The sequence below is a fragment of the Nonomuraea maheshkhaliensis genome, assembly GCF_039529435.1.
GTDB lineage: Bacteria > Actinomycetota > Actinomycetes > Streptosporangiales > Streptosporangiaceae > Nonomuraea > Nonomuraea maheshkhaliensis.
Window position 1 is genome coordinate 33,281 of the sequence record NZ_BAAAMU010000055.1, and the last position, 19,267, is coordinate 52,547.

Genomic DNA, 19,267 nt, shown 5'->3' on the forward strand with positions numbered 1-19,267 from the left:
CGTACCTGCGGGCGTACGAGGTCGTCATCCGGCTCGGGCGGGCCCGCGGCCGTTGTGGGTCGTGCCTGGAGCAGGCGATGCGGCGGCGTCCGGATGATGAGGTTCCACAGGGCGGCGTACTTTCTCCACCCGCTCGGCCTGGTTCGCCCAGGCCGGCGATGTGCGGCGAGCTCGTCGCCCCGTCGTCCGGCGAGGTGCCACTTCCGGATGAAAGCCGACTCTTCGGGCTTGTGGCGTGTGAGGGCTCGATCCGCCGTGCCGGAGTGATCGGAGCGGGGCAGGAGCCCGGAGAGTTGCATGGTCAGGCGTCCCTTCGGCGCACCAGCCACGTGGCGGCGATCAAGGGGAGGATCGCGTACGCGACCATGACCAGGGCGGCGGCGATGGGGGACAGGAGAGAGCCGTACACCGAGGTGGTGATGGTGTCACCGGTGATCTCCCGGGGCAGCGCGCCGATCATCAGTGATCCGAGGCGCTCACTCCACGGCTCGGGGATCTTGCCGATGATCATGGGGATTACGTAGACGAGCCCCACCAAGAGGGCTATCGCACCTGCGGCTGAGCGAAGCAGGGCACCGAAGGCCGTCCCGAGCAGCGCGAGCACCGGCACCGTGAGGCTGAGCGCGAGCAGAAGCGGCAGGCGGTCTTGGAAGGGAGCGGTGTACGCGCCCGCGAAACGGTCGCCCAGCACCTCCCGAGCCAGGAAGTAGGTGCCGAAGACCGTCAGAGTGCCGACGATCAGACCCAGCGCGCCGACGATGACGGACTTGGCGGCGAGGACCGGCCATCGGCGCGGGACCAGGGTCAGGCTGGTCCTGATCAAGCCGGTCGTGTATTCGGAGGTGATGGTGAGTGCGCCCAGGATGCCCATGCAGAGCTGGGGCACCATGACGAGCACCTCTTCCAGGTCCGCGATCCTGGCGCGGGATCGCTGGGCGGCGGACGCCGTGTCGTACATGCCGGCGGCCATCACGGCGAGTGCCAGACCTATGAGAATGCCGCTGAGCGCGAGCCCCAGAACCAGGTAGGTCGAGCGGAGCGAGCGGATCTTCACCCACTCGGAAGCGAGAACGCTCATACGCTCCTCCGTCGGCAATCGTGATGGTTCTTCGTGTTGGTGGTGGGGGTGTTCTCGGGCCGGTCGAAGTTAGATTTGCCGCTGCCGCTGCCGCTGCCGCTGCCGCTGCCGCTGCCGCTGCCGCTGCCGCTGCTATTGCCAGTGCCGGTTCGGGTGGCTATCCCGATTCGGGTGGCAATGTCGGTGTCGGTGGCAATGTCGGTGTCGGTGTCGGTGTCGGTGCCGGCGGAGGTGCTTGCGTCGGTGTGAGGGCTTCGGTCGGTGCTGTTGCTGTAGGTGTTGGTGCCGCTGCGGATGATGTTCAGGTGGACTGAGGAGAGCGGTTGGGCGTCGGTGCTCGGTCGGGGCGTGAACGGGCGTGTGACGGCTCCCGTATCGGAGACTGCGTCGTTGGCCGAGTTGGCGCTTGGCGGACTCGTCAGGCGGGGTGGAAGCACGCGTCCGAGTTGCGTACAGGCTGTGGGGACGACTGTTCGCAGCAGGCGAGAGCTGCTGGCCGATGCGGTAGGGCTGCCGGGGTGGGCGAACGATGGCTCGTGGCGTTCGCGGCCGTGTTCGGTGGCAAGTGTGCGGATGGTCATGCGTCTTTCCGCTTGAGTGCGTAATAGCCGATGGTGAGGGTGACGAGGGGATAGGCGAAGAGCAGAGCCAGTGCGGCCCAAGGCGGTAGGAAACCGTCGCCGAGACGGGACGACATGCGCTCGCTTGCTATCTGCGGGACGAGATTCGGTAGGAGAAGTGTGGCGATGCGCGTGTTCCACGGTGCTGGCAGGTAGTTGACCGCTCCGGGCAGCACGAACAGTAAGGAGACGACCGACACGAGCGCCCCCGCCGTGGATCGCATGGCGGCGCCGAGGCCGAGCCCTACCAGCGCCAGTGCGGTCACCGACAGGGCGGAGGCGAAGAGGGCGGGCAGGTCGTCGGTGAAGGCGGACTCGTTGAAGCCGAGTTGGCGTTCGCCGGCGATGAGGCGGCTCGTCACGTAGGTCAGCAGGAGAATCGATGTGGCGGTCGCGAACGTGGCCAGAGCGACGATGCCGGTCTTGGCCAGGAACAGGGTGCTGCGTCGCGGGACGGTGACGAGACTGGTGCGGATCATGCCGGTGGCGTGTTCGGAAGTGATCGTGAGCACGCCGAGCACCGCGAGGCTCAGCTGGACGAGCGGCAGGAAGCCCTCCTCCGGAGCGGCGGCACGGAGCATTCCCCTTTCGTCGGCGAGGGCGCTCACATAGACGGTCCAGGCGATGCCGAGGACCACCATCGCGGCGGCGGCGCCGACCGTGTGGAAGGTCGAGGTCACCGAGCGGAGCTTGACCCATTCGGACGAGAGAACTGCCTTCATCGGGCCGCCCCGAATTGAACGCTGCCGGAGGTCAAAGCCATGTAGGCGTCTTCGAGCGAGGGGTAGCGCGTCGTCAGGTCGGCGACCGTGGCCTCGACGATGAGTTTGCCGCGGCCGACGATGACGATGCGCTCCGCGGTGAGTGCCATCTCGCTCATGAGATGGCTGGAGAGCAGGATCGTCCTGCCCTCGGCGGCCAGCGCGCGCATCAGGTCGCGGATCCAGCGCACGCCGTCGGGATCGAGGCCGTTGACCGGTTCGTCGAACATCAACGTCCCTGGATCGCCGAGTAACGCGACCGCGATGCCGAGGCGCTGTTTCATGCCGAGGGAGAACCCACCCACCCGTTTACGGGCCACGTCCGCGAGCCCGACCTGCTCCAGCACCTCCGTCACCCGCTTCGGACCGATGTCGTTGGTGCGCGCCAGGCACAGCAGATGGTTGTAGGCGCTGCGCCCGCCATGGACGGCGCCGGCGTCGAGGAGGGCGCCGACCTCGCGCATCGGCTTGCTGAGAGAGGTGTATCGGTGCCCGTTGACCAGGGCCTGGCCGGAGGTCGGCGCGTCCAGCCCGAGGATCAGACGCATCGTGGTGGATTTGCCTGCGCCGTTGGGACCCAGGAACCCGGTCACATGGCCGGGCTCGACCGCGAAGGACAGATCGTCCACGGCGAGTGTGGCGCCGTAGCGCTTGGTGAGGTGCTGGAGTTCGATCACGCCGTAAAGGATGCGGGACGGCGGGTCGCCGGCGCGTCGGACCACGGTTCGAATCTCAAGGTCAAACCCTGGGTTGACGTGCGCGCCCCGCTTCACCGGCTACGTTTCAACGCGTGGACGACACGCATCCCTTCTTCGCCCGACGCAGGAGCCGTCGCGAGCTGATCACGCTCGACGCGGTGGCGGCGCTGTGCTTCGCGTTCGTTGCCCTGACGGTGACGGTTCACGCCACGGCGATTCCCCCGTGGATGCGGATCGCCCTTCCTTTCGCTCTGGGGCTGCCTCTGGCCCTGCGCAGGCTGTGGCCGCTGACCGTCTTCTGCCTCACACTCGCTCTCGCGGTCTTCGCCGTGCTGGCCGACGCCATGGCTTTCGCGTACCTGGCGCCGGCGTATGCTCTCTACGTCGTCGCCCTGTCCGACAGACGTGGCACGGTGATTCCGACGACGGCCATCGGGGTGATAAGCCTGGTCACGGTGCTGGGCTTGGTGATGGCCGGCGCGCCGCGCGATCAGGCGCCCGGCTGGCTGCTGCACCTTGACCAGCCGCTGCTCGGCATCGGATCCCTTGGAGCGGCGTGGACCGTCGGCCGGGCCGTGCAGGAGCGCAGGTCCTTCGCGGCCCGCGACGCGGAGCGGCTGGCGGCGCAGGCGGTGGCCGACGAACGGTTGAGGATCGCTCGCGAGCTGCACGACGTGGTCACGCACAGCGTGGGGCTGATCGCGGTCAAGGCGGGAGTCGCCAACCATGTCATGGCGACCAAGCCGGAGGAGGCGCACGACGCGCTGCGGGTGATCGAGACTGCCAGCAGGAGCGCGCTGGTCGAGATGCGCCACCTGCTTGGCGTGCTGAGATCGACGGAGGCGCCCGAGCGGGTGCCCGCGCCTGGTCCGGCAGGCATTCGCGGGTTGGTGGGGCAGGCGCGGCTGGCCGGGGTCGAGGTGGATCTCGAGCTGGGCCTGTCGGAGAACGACGGCCAGCAGCAGGGAGCAGAGGAGTGGGAGCGGCTGCCTGACGGCGTGGGGCTGTCGGTCTACCGCATCGTGCAGGAGGCGCTCACCAATGTCGTCAAGCACGCCGCGCCCACGCATTGCCGTGTGTCGGTGGTCGCGGACGGCGAGGATATCCGGATCGAGGTCGTGGATGACGGCCCGGGGAGGCGCACCCCGCCCTCTGACGGTGCCGGTCACGGCCTGATCGGGATGCGGGAACGGGTCACGCTGTACGGTGGCGCGTTCGAGGCCGGAACGGTTGCCGGACGGGGATTTCGGGTGTTCGCGAGACTGCCCTACCGGGAGGTCGCATGATTCGCGTGGTCGTGGCGGACGACCAGGCACTGCTCAGGGGCAGTTTCAGGGTGCTGGTCGATTCGGAGCCTGACCTGGAGGTCGTGGGGGAGGCGGCGACGGGAAGTGAGGCCGTGGCTCTCGCGATGGAGGAGCGTCCGGATGTGGTCCTTATGGACGTACGAATGCCAGAAATGGATGGGATCGAGGCCACTCGTCGAATTCGAGATATCTGCCGGGTGCTGGTAGTGACGATGTTCGATCTTGACTCTTATGTTTATGATGCACTGCGGGCGGGCGCGAGCGGATTTTTGTTGAAGGATACGCCGCCGGTGGATCTGCTTGCGGCTATCCGGGTGGTGGCGAGCGGAGAGGCGTTGCTGGCTCCGAAGGTGACGAGGCGGCTGATCGAGGAGTTCACCCGCACTCCTGCGGTGCCTCGGGTCAAGGGCTTGGACGGGGTCACCGAGCGGGAACGTGAAGTGCTGACGCTGATCGCGCGAGGGTTGTCGAACAATGAGATCGCTGCTCATCTGCAGGTGAGTCTGGCCACGGTGAAGACCCACATCACCCGGCTGCTGGCCAAGGTGGAGGCCCGAGATCGGGCCCAGCTTGTCATCGCAGCCTACGAAAGCGGTCTGGTCTCCGCTGCTGGGTGACTGCGAAAAGGGACGTTCTCTCGAAGAGCAACATGTTTATGGGGATGAGCGCCGAACAAGTGTGATTTCTTGGATTTATTCAGCTTTTGACAGCCAGTTCACATGGGCGCCGCCGAACGGGCCTCTTCGCTCACCTACCGCGTCGAGCAGCCACTGAGCAGTTGATTCGGCCTGGGTGATCAGATCGGTCGGGTAGTTCAGCAAGAGCTGATGTTCGGCGAATTCGTCTTCGTCGTCGAGGATCAGCCGGCCGTCTCGCAGACGGATCACATCCAGGTCCAAGTCCAGCATGGTGACTTCGTCGTCTCTCCACTCGGGGATGGTGGTGACGTCGACGTAGACCTCCGACTTGTGGGGCGGGGTGTTGAAGGAGGCCGTCCACCAGGCGTCTCGGGGGAACAGCATGATCGCGGTTGTCTCCCAGGTGACAGGTGGGCCGTCGCCTTTGCGGGCGACCGTTCCACCTGGGACTGCCACCCAGATGCCGTACTCATCCTCGCCGAGCACACGACCGGGGTGGTTCCAGTGCAATGCGCCGCCGTACTTTCGAAAGACGATTCGCACATCAGTCATAGGGAGAATTTATCCAGCCGCATGGGCTCACACACGGTGCCCCGCCGCGAGATCAGGGTGGGTGCCGTGCCGGGGGAGCCGTTCCGACCTCCGCGTCACAAGCCGTGCTCCCTGGACCGCCGACCACCCGGCAGATGTGGTTCTGCTGGGTGGTGGCTCGATGAGCGTGGTGCCGGGCGCTCGGGCGACGGATACGGCCGCCCGCATCTTTCGCGGCCGTCCTTCGGAACTCTGACCGGCTACCGGCCACGGCTATCGGCCACGGCTACCGGCGTGGTCACTGATAGCCGACCGAGTCTCATGACTGCTGCTCAGGCGCGGTTCGTGATGGTTATAACTGGCCCTTGCTCCCCACCCCGGTCCTTTGTCGGGGCACACCAGGGCCTCCACGAAACCCGGACTGATCCACTACTTCGGGTCGTTCGCTGGGAGGCGCTGTGGCAGTCCGAGGTGCGGAAACTGGTCGTCGTGGAACGTGATGATCTCGGTGATGGCTCCGCCGGTGATGCGCAGGACGTCGATGGTCAGGGGCAGGTAGGCGCTTTCTCCCTGGCGCCATTCGTAGAAGGCGATGGCGGGCTGGCGGTTCACAGAGGTAGGGATGGTGCGCAGGTGGGTCAGGTGCTCGAAGCCGCTCTCGATCCAGTCGTTCACCACCGCGTCGCGGCCGACGTACAGGCCCGGAGTGGGTGGCATCGAGCAGCGGACGTCGTCGCGCAGCAGCGCGGCGAGCTTGTCGATGTCTGTTGCCACGCTGGCGTCCGTGTAGCGACGCACCAGTTCGCGTGTTCCGGCGTCGTCCTCGCCGCCGGTCCAGTCCTGTCGTTCGGCGGGCAGGTGCTCGCGCATGCCGGCGCGGGCTCGTTGCAGCGCGCTGTTGACCGAGTTGACGGAGTCCCCGAGGAGTTCGGCTACGTCCTTCGCCGGCCAGCCGAGTACGTCCCGCAGGATCAGCACGGCCCGCGGGCGCGGTGCGAGGTGCTGGACCGCGACCAGGTACGCCAGCTCGATCGTCTCCCGCGCGAGGGCGACGGTTTCCGGTTCGTCCGCGTCGCCGGCGGGCAGCTCGTCGAGCAGCCGGTCCGGGTAGGGCTGCAGCCACAGCACCTCGCCGCCGGTCGCAGGCTCAGGACGGCACTTGGCGAGCAGGTCCAGGCAGGCGTTGGTGGCGATCCGGTACAGCCAGGCCCGGAACGTCGACCGCCCCTCGAAGGTCTCCCGGCGCCGCCAGGCACGCAGGAACGTCTCCTGTACGGTGTCCTCGGCGTCCTCGAACGACCCGAGCATCCGGTAGCAGTGGACGTGGAGCTCTCGCCGGTGTCGCTTCGCCAGCCCGGAGAACGTCGGTTCGTCGACCTCGGCCAGGCTCCTTGCGCCCAGGCTGCTTTCGCTCGCACCTTTCGAGCTCAGACCGCTTACGTTCGGCTTCCTCGGTCGTGTGTCCGCGCTCATCACGTCGTCCTTCCGCCTCGTGTGTCCTGTCATAGGTGTGACGGTTGTGGGCGCGACAACTCATCACGAGACGTTGGGCGGCTTGGTGATCAGTGATGGATGTTGAATACCTCGAGATCGCTGTTACCACGCCGTGCGACTACGGCCAGGTCAGACAGGGCTCTGGACCTGGTGAGGGTGAAAGTGATGTTCCGCTGACGCGCGGTTCTTGTGGCGCGCGGGTTCGTGTCCTCCGGAGCGGAGGTGGAGGTCGATGTTCCGCTGGTGTGTGGGGTCAGGTTCCGGGGGGAGTGGGTCAGGCCGCGTGGTGGAGTGGCTTCGTTCCTGAGAGCTGGCCGCAGTTGCTCGTGTGTGTTGAGCGCGTATGGCGGGTGAGGTCTCGGGTGCGCGGGAGTTGACCGGGTTCTTGGGTCCGGTGGGTTCAGGGCTTCGGGGCGTAGTAGACGCTGCAGAGGATCAAAGGCACGGGGTACGCCTTTGGGTCATGTTTCTGCAGGTAGACGAGCAGCTCGGGAGCTATCCCGACGCTTCAATTCCTGGAGCGCAGGAGTTCGGTTCTTAGGCGGTCGAAGGCGCGAGGGGTCGGGAGTTGGTCAAGGGACTTCTCGATGGTCAAGGCACAGTCGCGGGGGTTGGTTGTGGTCGTGTCGCATTCGATGTCATAAGCGCCGTAGGAGTGGACCTGCTGGAGTTGGGCGGCTGCCTGTCCGGGGTGCCGGTCGCCGCGTGCCTTTTCCCGGCGTGCCAGTTCCTGTTCCGAGCAGCGGACGCCGATGAAGACGACGTCCAGGCCGCTGAAGACGGTGAGGCAGTCCAGCAGGCGCCACTGCTCGCTGAGGACGTAATCGACGACGAGGTCGTTGCCTGCTTGGGCCATGCCTGCGACTGCGCGGTGGAAGCCGGCCCGGGTTCGGGCCAGTGCGGCGGCCTGTTCGTCGCGGTCCAGTTCCAATGTGCGTCGGCGGGCGCGCATTGCGTTGATGGCGTCGACGGGCATGTGGAAGAAGGGGCGATCCAGGACTAGCAGGAGTTGCTCGGCGATGCTCGACTTGCCTGAGCTGGACGTCCCGTTGAGGAGGAGAATCTGCCCGGTCCGGGCTGTCGTGAAGCTCATGGGCTTCATTCTGGCCTGGGCGGTTTGAAGAGGTGCTCGTTGTCCTCGTTGCCGTTGCCGTTGCCGTTGGCGTTGGTGCTGTCGCTTGTCGATGAGGAAGGAGGCGAAAGTGGTTCAGGGCGGTGCGGAGGCCGTCCGGCGACCCGTGGGTGGAATGGCTGATGCAGCTGGGCAGCGAGCCGGCGGGGTGTTTTGGGGCGGGTGCCGAGCCAGCCGGCGATGAGTTGGGGGTCTTGGTGAGTTCAGCTGCGTTCGATGTCGAGGTGGGGGCGGAGGCATCGCTGCGCCGAGGTTAGTGCTTGTAGGCGCGCGGGTTGGGCGAGGCGGTCGGAGCTGATCGGCTGCGTTCCCGGCGGAGGCCGGTGCATCCTCGCGGAGGCTGGTTCATGCTCGGCGGAGGCTGGCGCATCCTCGCGGAGGCTGGTTCATGCTCGGCGGAGGCTGGCGCATCCTCGCGGAGGCCGACGTGTCACCTACATCGGCTGGGGAGTCTTCGGCGGAGGCCAGCACATCCAATGCCAGAGCGTTCGTCGCGGAGGCCAGCGCGTCCGCGGTGGGGGTTGGCGCTTTCCGGCGTTGGCCGGCGCGTCCACGGCCGCGGCCAGTGGCGTGATCGACGGTGCTGGGCTGGTCGGCACCTTCCCCGGGCACGTGATGGGGCGGGGTTTTCGGCCTGTGGTGGGGCCCGGGCCAATAGGTGTGGAATTGCAGGATTTCGCAGCAGGGAAGGGCGGGAGTTTTGGTGAGTTCGTGTGGTGAAGTGTGGCGGTTGATGCGTGGGGACGATCTGGTCGGTGAGATCACGATCGCGGACGTGGATATGCCGTGGTTCAGTGGTCGGTTGGTTGCCGGGCCTGCGTACCCGGACCTGGAGCCGTTGTTTCGACAGGAGCTGGAGCTGCTCGACACCCTTGACGAGGACTATGAGCGGTGGGAAGCGATCTATGGCGAGATCGCGCGGGCGGTGCGGCTGGTGGCGCCTCATGGGCCGGTGGCGGAGTTCCTGCTTCACGTTCGGGACGGTGAGGCGTGGTTCCGTTGGAGCGACGAGCCGTTCGTTGAGGAGTAAAGGGTTGGTTGCTGCGGTCAGCGATGCTGCGGGTGATCTCAACGAGGAAGTGGGTTATGCCCTGTGGAGCGGTGCGCTTTTCCACCCGCTCCGCCTCACTCGCCGGTAACCCCCCACTCGCCCTGGTTGGTGATGTGCGACGAGATCGTACGTCCGCCCGCCGGCGACACGGTTGCGGCGGGCGGGTCGGAGGGGGGTGGTTTCCCGGCCTGAGCTTTGCTGAGCGGGTCGTTCCGATGACTGGTGTGTGAGCGGACGCGAATGAGGGGGCGCATGCCGCTGGGTGTGGCTGGCTGCGGTGATTGGCAGTGCGGTGTTGGTCGGCAGCGGTGAAGTGCTCCCTCGTGTGCTTTGTGATGGGGCTAGGTGTGGAGGCGTAGGGCTTGGGCGAGGGTGGTCAGGCGTTGGGGGGAGGCCAGGCCCGCGTGGTACAGGTGGAACTCCGAGGCTCCTGCTTTGGCGTACGTCCTGAGCTGGTCGAGCAGGACGTTCGGGTCGGCGGGGCGGGGTGGGAGGGCCAGGACGTAGGCGCCTACTCGCTGGCCTGGGGTGGTGAGTTCCTTCAGGCGGGCCAGGCGGACGGCGTCGGTGGCGGGGTCGCCCCAGCAGTTGGCGACGAGGACGTCGGCGTTCGGTTCGCCTGTGGGGAGAGGGGCGAAGGCGCCGGTGGCCCAGGGGTCTGGGTTGGCGTGCAGGGTTATGGGGATGTTTTGGGCGATCGTGCGGGTGAGGGTGACCAGGCGCTGGCGGAGGGTGGTGGAGAGGGCGACGCGGATCTCGCGTACTTCGTCGGTCAGGTTGCCGAGGGCCGACTCGATGGTTCCGGGGGTGGGTGAAGAGGCTGTGACGCCTTCTGTGGTGGGGTTCGCCTGCGGGGTGCGGTCTATGGCGGCGCGTACGGCTGCCGCGGTGGGTTCGGGGTAGCGGGGGGCGCAACTCGTGCAGAAACAGAGCGAAAGGAGGTCGGCGTCTACTGGGGTCCAGTCCGCGCCGGACGTTTTCTCGTGGACGCTCTGATGGCCGAAACCCATCGGGCCGCAGGCCTCCAGGATCAGGCCGTCGGGCTCGCCTACCTCGAGAATCTCCTGGACCATCCGCTCGCAGTACTCGATGACGTCCTCGTGGGCCGGGCACAGGGCATAGGGGTACGGGTCGCCGAAGGCGTTGCGTACGACGAGGTCGGGGTTGGCCGTGCCCAGGTGTGAGTTGTGGGTGAGGACGGTCCAGGCGTGCACCTGGAGGCCGGCGGCCTTCAAGGCGTCTCTGGCCTGGAGGTAGGCGTCGGCGGGGGTCCACGTCGGGGCGGCAGGGACGAGGCGAGCCCAGGACGACGGGCGGATCGGGAGGTAGAAGGCGGAGTGCGGTACGTCGAGCACCCGGTGGGCGGGGTGGTACGGCGTGGCCGCCCTCGTCGAGTGATAGCTGGCCGCCAGGGCGACCGCTTGTACGCCGAGGTCCGCCAGGCGGCCTGGAGCCGACGGGTCCCCGACCACGTCCCATGGGTAGAGGTAGGCGAGGTTCATCAGGGCATCTCCTTGCCGCCGATGATCGGCGGGTCTTCTTGTCGGTGGTGGTGGGTGTGGGTGGTCGGAGCTTCAGGCAGTTGGGTAGTGCCTAGAGCTGAGGTTAGGTGGGGTGCGGTGGCGTGGCGGTTGGCGGCTGGGTTTGGAGGGATTGACGGCGGGTTGGGGTCCAGTGAGCGTGATCGGGTGGGGCGGGGGTTGAGGGTTGGGCGGGACTGGTGAATGCGGCTGGGTGGGGGCGAGGGCTGGTGGGGCTGTGGTGTGGGTGGCCGAGGGCAAGGTGGTGCTGCCGTTTGCTGACGGCAGGGCGGTGGTGGGCAAGGGTGTGGGTGGTTGACGGCTGGGTGGGGGTGGTCACCAGCGGGGGCGCTTTGCGGTGAAGGTGGGGGTGAAGCGTTGCATGTACGAGGTGTCGTCGCGGGCGACGATGCCGCACTTCTCGTACTGCTCGTTCATGACCGCCAACGCGTCCCGGTCGAGGTCCACGCCCAGGCCCGGGGCGGTGGGTACGGGGACGGCGCCGTTCGTGAAGTGGAGGGCGCCGGGTTGGATCACGTCCTGGCCGTCCTGCCAGGGAGTGTGCGTGTCGCAGGCGAAGGTGAGGTTCGGCGTGGCGGCGGCCAGATGGGTCATGGCGGCCAGGCTGATGCCGAGGTGGGAGTTGGAGTGCATGGACATGGACAGGCCGAAGGCGTCGCACATGGCGGCGATGTGTGCGGAACGTACGAGTCCGCCCCAATAGTGGTGGTCCAAGAGGAGGACGCCGATGGCTCGGGTGGCGGCCATCGCGGGCGGGAAGTGTTCCGGGGTGACCACGCACATGTTGGTGGCCAGGGGCATGGGGACGGCGGCGGCGACTTCGGCCATGCCGGGGATACCGGCCGTGGGGTCCTCCAGGTACTGGAGGACGCCGTCGAGCTCGCGGCCCACGCGGATCGAGGTCTCCACGGTCCAGGCCGCGTTCGGGTCGAGGCGGAGCGGTACGCCGGGAAACGCCTCGTGCAAGGCGCGAATCGCGGCGATCTCCTCGTCGGGAGGATGGACACCGCCCTTGAGCTTGATGGACTCGAAGCCGTATTCGTCGATGAGGAGCCCTGCCTGCTCGACGATGCCGGCCGGGTCCAGTGCGGCGCCGAATCTGTCGGGCTGCTGCTCGTCCGGGTGACCGGCCCACTTGTAGAAGAGGTACGCGCTGTACGGCACGGCGTCCCTGACCCTGCCGCCGAGCAGGTCCGAGACCGGGACGCCGGCTGCTTTGCCGCGAATGTCGAGGCAGGCGACCTCGAAGGGGGAGAAGACCCGGTCGACGGTTCTCTCCTTGGTCCTCTCTCCGGGACTCTCCCCGGTCCTCTCTTTGGTCTCCTCCTCGGGGTTGGTGGCGACAGTGAAAGGGCCAGGTGTGGTGGTGCCGGTTTCGGTCGCGGTGGTGCCGGGTTCGGGGGCGCCGAGGAGTGCGGAGATGCGGGCGTACATGGTGTTCGTGGCGTGGACGTCGAGGCCGATCAGGGCCTGCGCGCACATGCGTACCTTGCCGAGATGGTCGAGGTCTCCGTAGGTCTCGCCCAACCCGGTCAGACCTTGATCGGTGACGACCTCGACAATGGTACGGAGGGCCCACGGCTCGTGGACTCCTGCGGCGTTGAGCAGAGGCGGATCCCGGAAGGCGACGGGGGTGACGTGGATCTGCCTAATGATCATTCGCAACGCCGTCCATATATGTGAACAATAGCCAGATTTGTGGACAAGTTGTCGCAACTGTAAGAATTGGGCTGAATAAGTGTCAAGACTCCGAAGGGCCATTCGATGATCTACGGACACGACCCCAGGACCGGCGAGACCGTGGGCGCCGCCCTGCCCGAGACCGACAGCGCCGGGGTCGACTTGATCGTCTCTGCCGCGGCGGCGGCGGGCGCGGCCTGGCGCGCGACCCCGGCGGCCGAGCGGGCGGTCGCGCTGGAGGCCGTCGCCGACGCGCTCACCGCCCACGTGGACGAACTGTGGCAGCTCGCCGACCAGGAGACCGCGCTCGGCGAGGCGCGGCTGCGCGGCGAGGTGGCGCGGACGGCGGGGCAGTTCAGGCTCTTCGCGCAGGTGATCAGGGATGGCGGTTATCTGGAGGCCATCATCGATCACGCCGACCCTTCGCTCGCGCCGCCCAGGCCGGACGTGCGGCGGATGAAGAACGCGCTGCAGGGCGTCGTGGCCGTGTTCGCGGCCAGCAACTTCCCCTTCGCGTTCTCGGTGGCCGGTGGCGACACCGCCTCCGCCCTGGCCGCCGGCTGCCCCGTGGTCGTCAAGGCGCATCCCGGGCACCCCAACACCTCCGAGCGAGTGGCCAAGATCGTACGTGAGGCGCTGCCGAACCCGGACCTGCTCGGACTGGTCCAGGGCATGCAGGCGGGCGCCGACCTCGTCCAGCACCCCGGCGTGGTCGCGGCCGGGTTCACCGGTTCCGTGGCCGGGGGCAAGGCCATCCAGAAGCTGATCGACGACCGGGAGGTGCCGATCCCGTTCTTCGGCGAGCTCGGCAGCGTCAACCCGGTGGTCGTGCTGCCTTCCGCGCCCGCCAAGGAGGTGGCCACGGGGTTCGCCGGGTCGCTGACGCTCGGAGTGGGGCAGTTCTGCACGAACCCCGGGCTGCTCTTCGTGCCCGAGAACGACGAGCTGCGCCAGGCGATCGTCGAGGCCGTCGAGGGCACCAGCGGCGGCCCCATGCTGGCCGAGCGGATCAGGGACGGCTACCTCGGCGGCGTCGAGCGCCTGGGTGAGCTGCGGCTGCTGGCCGAGGGCAAGCCCGGGGAGGGCAGCCTGGCCGTCACGCCCAAGGTCTTCACGGCCGACCTCGACACGTTCGCCGGCAAGCTGCCGAACATCGGCGAGGAGTGCTTCGGGCCCGCGTCGATCGTGGTGACGTACCGGAACGTCTCCGACCTGCCGCCGGTGCTGGAGCGGCTCGAAGGGTCGCTGACCGCGACCGTGCACGGCACCGAGGCCGAGGAGGCCGCGGAGGTCGCCGGCGTGCTGGGCCGCAAGGCCGGGCGGCTCATCTGGAACGGCTGGCCGACCGGGGTCGCCGTGTGCTGGGCCATGCACCACGGTGGGCCCTGGCCCGCCGCGACGACCACCTCCACGTCCGTGGGGGCCACGGCGATCGAGCGCTGGCTCGCGCCCACGGCCTACCAGGACTGGCCGGAGGCGCTGCTGCCGGACGAGCTCAAGGAGGCCAACCCGCTGTCCGTCCCGCGCAGGGTGGATGGACGTATGCAGGGCTAGGCAGGCATACATGTGCAGGGCCAGGGCGGGCCTGAGTTCTCCCGTCCGTCCCTGGGTCCTCCCTGAGCGGCGTGTGGTGACGGGGCCACCAGCCCCGTGGCGGACAGCCCCGTGACCTGTGGCGACAGGGCTCGTGATCCGCAGTGATGGGGACCGCGGCCTTATGACCCGTGGTCACGGGGTCCTGTCTCAGCCGTCAGTGCTGTCGGCTGATCGTGGGGCACGAGGGGTCCAGCGCGTACGTACGACACCCCTCAGGCGTCCACGAGCCCCAGGCCGGTGGCGATGAGGCGCTCCAGGGCGCGCAGGTGGTCGGTAGCCGGGTCCGCCAGCGGCGCCCGTACCCCGCCCACCTCCAGCCCCCGCAGCCGCACCCCCGCCTTGACCAGCGACACCGCGTACCCGGGCACGAGATCGCGCAGCTCCACCAGCGGCAGATAGAAGTCGGTGAGCAGGCGCCGGACCATGACCTCGTCGCCTCCGGTGACGGCTTCGTTGAAGGCGAGGGCGATCTCGGGGGCGAAGGCGAAGACGGCGCTGGAGTAGAGGTTGACGCCGATCCCCCGATAGGCGGGCACGGTCAGCTCGGCGGTCGGGAGGCCGTTGAAGAACGTGAAGTCCTCGCCGGCGCTCGCGCGGACGGTCAGGATGATGCGTTGCAGCAGGTCGAAGTCGCCCAGGCCGTCCTTGAAGCCGATCACGCCGGGGTGGCGGGCCAGTTCGGCGACGGCGGCGGGGGTGAAGCGGGCGTTGCCGCGCTGGTAGATGACGCACGGCAGGCCGGCGGCGTCCACCACGTCGCGGACGTAGCGCATGAGGCCGGCGGCGGGGCCGGTGACCAGGTACGGCGGCATGAGCAGCAGGCCGTCGGCGCCCTGGTCGGCGGCGGCGCGGGCGAGGGCGCGCGCGGACGGGAGCGGACCGCCGGCGCCGGCGAGAACGGGCACGCGGCCGGCGGTGGCGTCGACCGCGGTGGCCACGACGCGGGTGTACTCGTCGAGGTCGAGGGCGTTGAACTCGCCGGTGCCGCACGCGGTGAACACGCCGCCGGCCCCGGCCGCGACCCCGTCGGACACGTGCCGGGCGAGGACGGGTTCGGCGAGGCGGCCGTCGGGGCCGAACGGGGTGACCGGAAAGAACAGAACGCCGTCGAGCCGCATCAACGCCTCCGATCGAGGGGGCCAGGAAGAGCAGAACGTTGCTAGCGGATGCCCTCCCTGCGGAGAGTGGCCGCCAGCTTCCGCGTATGTCTGATCACCGCTTCGATGATCCGCTCCACGTCGGCAGGCGGAAGCCCGGCCGGCATCGAGCAGCTGATCGCGTCCGTGGCCGGGATGCGGTAGTCGACGGCCACGGCCACGCAGGCCACCCCGGGCGTGCCCTGCTCGCGTTCGTAGGACCAGCCGCGCGTGCGGACCTGGTCGAGCTCGCCCGTGAGCTTGGTCAGGTCGGTGATCGTGTGGTCGGTCAGCCCGGTCAGCGGCTGGGGCAGCAGCGCCCCGACCTCGTCATCGGTGAGCTGGGCGAGCAGCACCTGGCCGAGCGCGGTGACGTGGGCGGGCAGGCGCCGGCCGACGCGGGGGATGATGTGGTCGGCCTCGCGGGAGTCGCGGGTCGCGAGGTAGAGCACGTGGGCTCCGTCGCGGCGGGCGAAGTGCACGGTCTGCCCGATCTCGTCGCGCAGGTCCTCCAGGCTCTCCTGGGCGAACGGCAGTGCGGGGTCCTTGTCGAGGTAGGCCGTGCCGGTCAGCAGCGCGTGGGATCCGATCCCGAACGCCGATCTGGCCGCGTCGGTCTCGACCCAGTTGAGCTCGACCAGGGTGCGCATGAGAGCGTGCAGGCTGCTGCGCGGGAATCCGGTGCGCTGCTGGAGCTCGGACAACGTCAGGTGGTCGTGTGAATCTGCGAGAGTTTCCAGGATGCGGACGGTCCGCTCGGCGGACTTGACCAGCTGGGGCTCCATGCTCATCCCATCTCGTATCCATCGGCGGGCTCGGGCATCCAGGATATGGGATGCCGTCCAGATACATGGACACTCAGCCCTTGACCGCGCCGCTTGTCAGACCGCGCATGAACTGCCGCTGGAACGCCAGGAACGCGATGATCGACGGCAGCAGCGCCAGCAGCGAGGCCGCCAGCAGCACGCCGATCCCGACCTCCTCGTCGGAGCGCAGGGAGCGCAGCGCGATGGGCAGCGTCCACATGTCCGATTCCGGCGCGACGATCAGGGGGAGCAGGTACTGGTCCCAGATCATCGTGAAGCCGAAGACGCCGATGACGCCGAGCGCCGGGCGGCACAGCGGCAGGATGATCGTGGCGAAGATGCGCAGCTCTCCCGCGCCGTCGATGCGCGCGGCCTCCTCCAGTTCGACCGGCACCTCCTTCATGAACTCGGTCATGACGAGGATGGAGAACCCCCAGGCCCCGACGGGAAGGATCATGCCGGCGTACGTGCCGATGAGGTTGACGTGCAGCAGCGGCATGTCGGCCAGGACGAGGGAGAGGGGGATCGCGATGATCTCCTCGGGGAGCATCATCGTGGCGAGCATGAGCAGCATCACGAACGTCATGCCGCGAAACTTCTTGCGGGCCAGCGAGTACGCCGCGAAGACGCTCACCAGCACCTGCAGCAGCAGCCCGAAGCCCACGACGATGAAGGAGTTGAGCAGGTACAGGTAGACGTTCTTCTCCTGGGCCTTGATGAAGTTCTCCAGGGTGAACTCGTCCGGCCACAGGGAGAAGGAGGTGGGGTCGAGGGTCTTGTTGAAGGCGCTGATGAGCAGCCCGACCAGCGGCCCGGTGAAAACGACCACCATAGCCCCATAAATCAGGAACTTTCCGGTGGTGGCCAGTGGGCCCCGCCGTGACTCCAGGCCCAGCGCGCTGTCGAACCTCATGTCGCCTGCCTCCTGCGCAACATCTGCACGATCACGGTGAGCGCCAGCGTGGCCAGGAACAGCACGATCCCGCCCGCCGAGGCGACCCCCAACTCGTTCTTCTGGAACCCGAGCTTGTAGATCAAGGTCATCAGCACTTCGGAGGAGCCGTTCGGGCCGCCGTTCGTGAGCACGTACACCTCGACGAAGACCCGCAGGCCGCGGATGGCCGCCAGGGTGAACAGGATCCAGAACACCGGCCGCAGCGCGGGGAGCGTGATGTGCCGCAGCCGCCGCCAGGTGGAGGCGCCGTCCACGGCCGCGGCCTCGTAGAGGCTGCGGTCCACGCCGACCAGACCGGCCAGGAAGATCATCATGTCGTACGGGGTGCCGCGCCAGATGCTCATCAGCATGATCGACATCAGCGAGGAGTCCTCGCTGGCCAGCCACGGCTGCGGATCGACGCCGACCCAGCCGATCACGATGTTGAGCATCCCGCTGTCGGCCGGGTGGAACATGATGCGCCACACCTCGGCCACGGCCGCCATCGTGGTGACGACCGGCAGGAAGGCCGCGGTCCTGACGAACCACAGGTAACGCGCCGGCCCCTCGATGAGCAGCGCCAGCCCGAGGCCCAGCACGATCGAGCCGAGCGTGGTGCCGAGGGCCAGCACGACGCTGTGCCAGATCGCCGCGCCGAACTCGTCGTCGGTGATGATCGTCTGGTAGTTCTGAAAGCCGACCCACTCGTCACCGAGAAACGTCTGGACCTTGAACAGGCTCTTCCACAGGCCCACGAACATCGGGATGAACTTGAAATACAGGAAGAGCAGCAGCGCGGGCGCCAGGAACAGCCAGGCGATCAGCGGTCCCCGCCACCGCGCCGATTTCGGCGGGTGGCCGGGAGTCGCCGTCCGGCCGGACGCCGGGGCGAGTGTGGAGGTCATGACGCTTTCTGGCTCTGCAGTTCCTGGGTGAGTTTCGTGTTGAGCTCATCCATCGCCGTCTTGACGTTGGCGGAGCAGTCGGCCCAGACCGCGTTGATGGTGTCGGCGGAGGTCTGGCGGATCGGCGCCCAGTTGGGCACCGGCGGGGCGTAGACGGCGTTCGCGTACGACTCCTGGAACACCTTCCAGCGCGGGTCCTGCCGCTCGGCGGCCATGTCGACCGTGGTGTTGACCGGCAGGCGGACGATGGCGCCGTTGGCGTCCTTGTTCATGCCGATCTTCTGGCCCTCGGGCGAGATGGCGAATTCGGCGAACTTCTTCTGGTTGTCCGGGCTGGGGGACCCGGCCATCATGTAGACGTTCTCGCCCTCGCCGAGCGTGCCGGGGCCGCCGGACGGGCCCTTGGGCACCGGCAGGACCTCGATCTTGTCGGTGCCGACGCTGTTGACGAACCTGGCCAGCACGTACGGCCCGACCAGGTAGATGCCGCCCTGGCCCTTCTCGAACACCTCGTGCGTGACGGTGGTGTCGTTGCTGACGGCGCCCGGGTTGACGGTCTTGGTCTTGCAGAACTGGTCCTGGAGGAACTGCACGGCCTCCACGGTCTTGGGGTCGTTCACCGTGGCGGCGTACTTGCCGCCGCCGGTGGCCTTGATGAAGTCGCCGCCGTTGGCGTAGATGAGCGAGGAGGCGTACCAGGAGGCGTAGCCGCGCTTGGTGCCCGCGGGGGCCACGAAGCCGGCGGTGTCCTTCTGGCCGTTGCCGTCGGGGTCCTTCTCGGTGAAGGCGACGGCCAGCTTGGCCAGGTCCTCCCAGGTCTCGGGCGGCTCCATGCCCACCTTCTCGCGCCAGTCCTTGCGCACGATCAGCGCGAACGACTGGGCCGAGAACGGGGCCGCGTAGAACTTGCCGTCGGCCGCGGTGGCGGCCGTCCATGCGGTCTCCGCGATCTGGTCTCCGCCCTTGAGCGCGGCCTTGTCGACCGGCGCCAGCCAGCCCTGGGTGACCATGTTGCCGAGTTGCGCGGTGTCGTTGATGACGATGTCGGGCAGGTCTTTCTGCGCCGCCTGCTGGTTCAGTTTGGTCTCGAAGTCGTCGAAAAGGGCGACGACTTTCGTCTGTACGCCACTGGTCTTGGTAAAAGCGTCGGCCAGCTTCACGGCGGTCTTGGCGGAGTCGGAATCGGGTGGTTGCCTGATCCAGATCTCCAAGGCGTTGTCGGAACTAGACGATGATCCCCCGGACCCGCAGGCTGTCACTCCTAAGGCCAGAGCCGCGGTCATCGCGGCTCCCAGCAGACGATGTGACATCAGACCGCCTCCTGTTCACATATGTGGACATGAGTCGTGGACTTGGATG

Annotated in this window: 17 protein-coding genes and 1 pseudogene; 4 read left to right on the forward strand and 14 right to left on the reverse strand. The window is 67.8% G+C overall.

What is annotated here, in order from left to right; all coding sequences use genetic code 11:
• Positions 1 to 301: 301 nt before the first annotated feature.
• The 4 genes and pseudogenes from ABFX54_RS31270 to ABFX54_RS31285 form a co-directional block, all read right to left on the reverse strand.
• The gene (locus tag ABFX54_RS31270) at positions 302 to 1,078 is read right to left on the reverse strand and encodes an ABC-2 transporter permease (RefSeq protein WP_346110159.1); all 777 of its coding nucleotides are present in this window, start codon (positions 1,076 to 1,078) and stop codon (positions 302 to 304) included.
• Positions 1,075 to 1,659, reverse strand: a complete 585-nt coding sequence (locus ABFX54_RS31275) for a hypothetical protein (protein WP_346110160.1) — start codon at positions 1,657 to 1,659, stop codon at positions 1,075 to 1,077. The genes ABFX54_RS31270 and ABFX54_RS31275 overlap by 4 nt, the downstream gene beginning before the upstream one ends.
• Entirely contained in the window at positions 1,656 to 2,420 is a 765-nt protein-coding gene (locus tag ABFX54_RS31280; protein WP_346110161.1) for an ABC transporter permease, read from the reverse strand. Before ABFX54_RS31280 ends, ABFX54_RS31275 begins: the two co-directional genes overlap by 4 nt.
• 62 nt (positions 2,421 to 2,482) lie before the next feature.
• Positions 2,483 to 3,136, reverse strand: a pseudogene (locus ABFX54_RS31285) (ABC transporter ATP-binding protein); the annotation flags it as partial.
• Between the two features lie 113 nt (positions 3,137 to 3,249).
• Here ABFX54_RS31285 and ABFX54_RS31290 point away from each other — a divergent pair.
• Together ABFX54_RS31290 and ABFX54_RS31295 are read left to right on the forward strand one after the other, a co-directional pair.
• Entirely contained in the window at positions 3,250 to 4,443 is a 1,194-nt protein-coding gene (locus ABFX54_RS31290) for a sensor histidine kinase (protein ID WP_346110162.1), read from the forward strand.
• On the forward strand, positions 4,440 to 5,081 hold the full coding sequence (locus ABFX54_RS31295) for a response regulator (RefSeq protein WP_346110163.1): 642 nt from the start codon (positions 4,440 to 4,442) through the stop codon (positions 5,079 to 5,081). The genes ABFX54_RS31290 and ABFX54_RS31295 overlap by 4 nt, the downstream gene beginning before the upstream one ends.
• 75 nt (positions 5,082 to 5,156) lie before the next feature.
• Here the strand turns inward: ABFX54_RS31295 and ABFX54_RS31300 are convergent, their stop codons facing one another.
• The 3 genes from ABFX54_RS31300 to ABFX54_RS31310 form a co-directional block, all read right to left on the reverse strand.
• The gene (locus ABFX54_RS31300; protein ID WP_346110164.1) at positions 5,157 to 5,654 is read right to left on the reverse strand and encodes a DUF402 domain-containing protein; all 498 of its coding nucleotides are present in this window, start codon (positions 5,652 to 5,654) and stop codon (positions 5,157 to 5,159) included.
• A gap of 408 nt (positions 5,655 to 6,062) precedes the next feature.
• Positions 6,063 to 7,139, reverse strand: coding sequence for an RNA polymerase subunit sigma-70 (locus ABFX54_RS31305; RefSeq protein WP_346110165.1), 1,077 nt, complete (start codon positions 7,137 to 7,139; stop codon positions 6,063 to 6,065).
• Positions 7,140 to 7,635: 496 nt separating this feature from the next.
• A complete protein-coding gene (locus tag ABFX54_RS31310) occupies positions 7,636 to 8,220 on the reverse strand; it encodes a chloramphenicol phosphotransferase CPT family protein (protein WP_346110166.1) in 585 nt (194 codons plus the stop codon).
• A gap of 772 nt (positions 8,221 to 8,992) precedes the next feature.
• On the opposite strand from ABFX54_RS31310, the gene ABFX54_RS31315 reads away from it, so the two are divergent.
• Positions 8,993 to 9,289, forward strand: a complete 297-nt coding sequence (locus ABFX54_RS31315; RefSeq protein WP_346110167.1) for a hypothetical protein — start codon at positions 8,993 to 8,995, stop codon at positions 9,287 to 9,289.
• Positions 9,290 to 9,651: 362 nt separating this feature from the next.
• Here the strand turns inward: ABFX54_RS31315 and ABFX54_RS31320 are convergent, their stop codons facing one another.
• A complete protein-coding gene (locus ABFX54_RS31320; protein WP_346110168.1) occupies positions 9,652 to 10,812 on the reverse strand; it encodes a hypothetical protein in 1,161 nt (386 codons plus the stop codon).
• Positions 10,813 to 11,166: 354 nt separating this feature from the next.
• Positions 11,167 to 12,510: a glucarate dehydratase family protein gene (locus ABFX54_RS31325; protein WP_346110169.1), complete on the reverse strand. Its 1,344-nt coding sequence runs from the start codon at positions 12,508 to 12,510 to the stop codon at positions 11,167 to 11,169.
• Between the two features lie 105 nt (positions 12,511 to 12,615).
• On the opposite strand from ABFX54_RS31325, the gene ABFX54_RS31330 reads away from it, so the two are divergent.
• Positions 12,616 to 14,085, forward strand: coding sequence for an aldehyde dehydrogenase (NADP(+)) (locus ABFX54_RS31330; RefSeq protein ID WP_346110170.1), 1,470 nt, complete (start codon positions 12,616 to 12,618; stop codon positions 14,083 to 14,085).
• A gap of 254 nt (positions 14,086 to 14,339) precedes the next feature.
• Here the strand turns inward: ABFX54_RS31330 and ABFX54_RS31335 are convergent, their stop codons facing one another.
• From ABFX54_RS31335 to ABFX54_RS31355, 5 genes are all read right to left on the reverse strand, one after another.
• A complete protein-coding gene (locus ABFX54_RS31335) occupies positions 14,340 to 15,245 on the reverse strand; it encodes a 5-dehydro-4-deoxyglucarate dehydratase (RefSeq protein WP_346110171.1) in 906 nt (301 codons plus the stop codon).
• A 41-nt stretch (positions 15,246 to 15,286) separates the two neighbouring features.
• Positions 15,287 to 16,054: an IclR family transcriptional regulator gene (locus ABFX54_RS31340; protein ID WP_346110172.1), complete on the reverse strand. Its 768-nt coding sequence runs from the start codon at positions 16,052 to 16,054 to the stop codon at positions 15,287 to 15,289.
• A 67-nt stretch (positions 16,055 to 16,121) separates the two neighbouring features.
• Entirely contained in the window at positions 16,122 to 16,982 is an 861-nt protein-coding gene (locus ABFX54_RS31345; protein ID WP_346110173.1) for a carbohydrate ABC transporter permease, read from the reverse strand.
• The gene (locus tag ABFX54_RS31350; RefSeq protein WP_346110174.1) at positions 16,979 to 17,908 is read right to left on the reverse strand and encodes a carbohydrate ABC transporter permease; all 930 of its coding nucleotides are present in this window, start codon (positions 17,906 to 17,908) and stop codon (positions 16,979 to 16,981) included. The genes ABFX54_RS31345 and ABFX54_RS31350 overlap by 4 nt, the downstream gene beginning before the upstream one ends.
• Entirely contained in the window at positions 17,905 to 19,119 is a 1,215-nt protein-coding gene (locus ABFX54_RS31355) for an ABC transporter substrate-binding protein (protein ID WP_346110175.1), read from the reverse strand. The genes ABFX54_RS31350 and ABFX54_RS31355 overlap by 4 nt, the downstream gene beginning before the upstream one ends.
• Between the last annotated feature and the right edge of the window lie 148 nt (positions 19,120 to 19,267).

Excerpts from the sequence above, each read along its gene's own strand:
- ABFX54_RS31270 (WP_346110159.1), bottom strand. The coding sequence starts at position 1,078 with ATGAGCGTTCTCGCTTCCGAGTGGGTGAAGATCCGCTCGCTCCGCTCG.
- ABFX54_RS31275 (WP_346110160.1), bottom strand. The coding sequence starts at position 1,659 with ATGACCATCCGCACACTTGCCACCGAACACGGCCGCGAACGCCACGAG.
- ABFX54_RS31280 (WP_346110161.1), bottom strand. The coding sequence starts at position 2,420 with ATGAAGGCAGTTCTCTCGTCCGAATGGGTCAAGCTCCGCTCGGTGACC.
- ABFX54_RS31295 (WP_346110163.1), top strand. The coding sequence starts at position 4,440 with ATGATTCGCGTGGTCGTGGCGGACGACCAGGCACTGCTCAGGGGCAGT.
- ABFX54_RS31300 (WP_346110164.1), bottom strand. The coding sequence starts at position 5,654 with ATGACTGATGTGCGAATCGTCTTTCGAAAGTACGGCGGCGCATTGCAC.
- ABFX54_RS31305 (WP_346110165.1), bottom strand. The coding sequence starts at position 7,139 with ATGACAGGACACACGAGGCGGAAGGACGACGTGATGAGCGCGGACACA.
- ABFX54_RS31310 (WP_346110166.1), bottom strand. The coding sequence starts at position 8,220 with ATGAGCTTCACGACAGCCCGGACCGGGCAGATTCTCCTCCTCAACGGG.
- ABFX54_RS31315 (WP_346110167.1), top strand. The coding sequence starts at position 8,993 with ATGCGTGGGGACGATCTGGTCGGTGAGATCACGATCGCGGACGTGGAT.
- ABFX54_RS31320 (WP_346110168.1), bottom strand. The coding sequence starts at position 10,812 with ATGAACCTCGCCTACCTCTACCCATGGGACGTGGTCGGGGACCCGTCG.
- ABFX54_RS31325 (WP_346110169.1), bottom strand. The coding sequence starts at position 12,510 with ATGATCATTAGGCAGATCCACGTCACCCCCGTCGCCTTCCGGGATCCG.
- ABFX54_RS31330 (WP_346110170.1), top strand. The coding sequence starts at position 12,616 with ATGATCTACGGACACGACCCCAGGACCGGCGAGACCGTGGGCGCCGCC.
- ABFX54_RS31335 (WP_346110171.1), bottom strand. The coding sequence starts at position 15,245 with ATGCGGCTCGACGGCGTTCTGTTCTTTCCGGTCACCCCGTTCGGCCCC.
- ABFX54_RS31340 (WP_346110172.1), bottom strand. The coding sequence starts at position 16,054 with ATGAGCATGGAGCCCCAGCTGGTCAAGTCCGCCGAGCGGACCGTCCGC.
- ABFX54_RS31345 (WP_346110173.1), bottom strand. The coding sequence starts at position 16,982 with ATGAGGTTCGACAGCGCGCTGGGCCTGGAGTCACGGCGGGGCCCACTG.
- ABFX54_RS31350 (WP_346110174.1), bottom strand. The coding sequence starts at position 17,908 with ATGACCTCCACACTCGCCCCGGCGTCCGGCCGGACGGCGACTCCCGGC.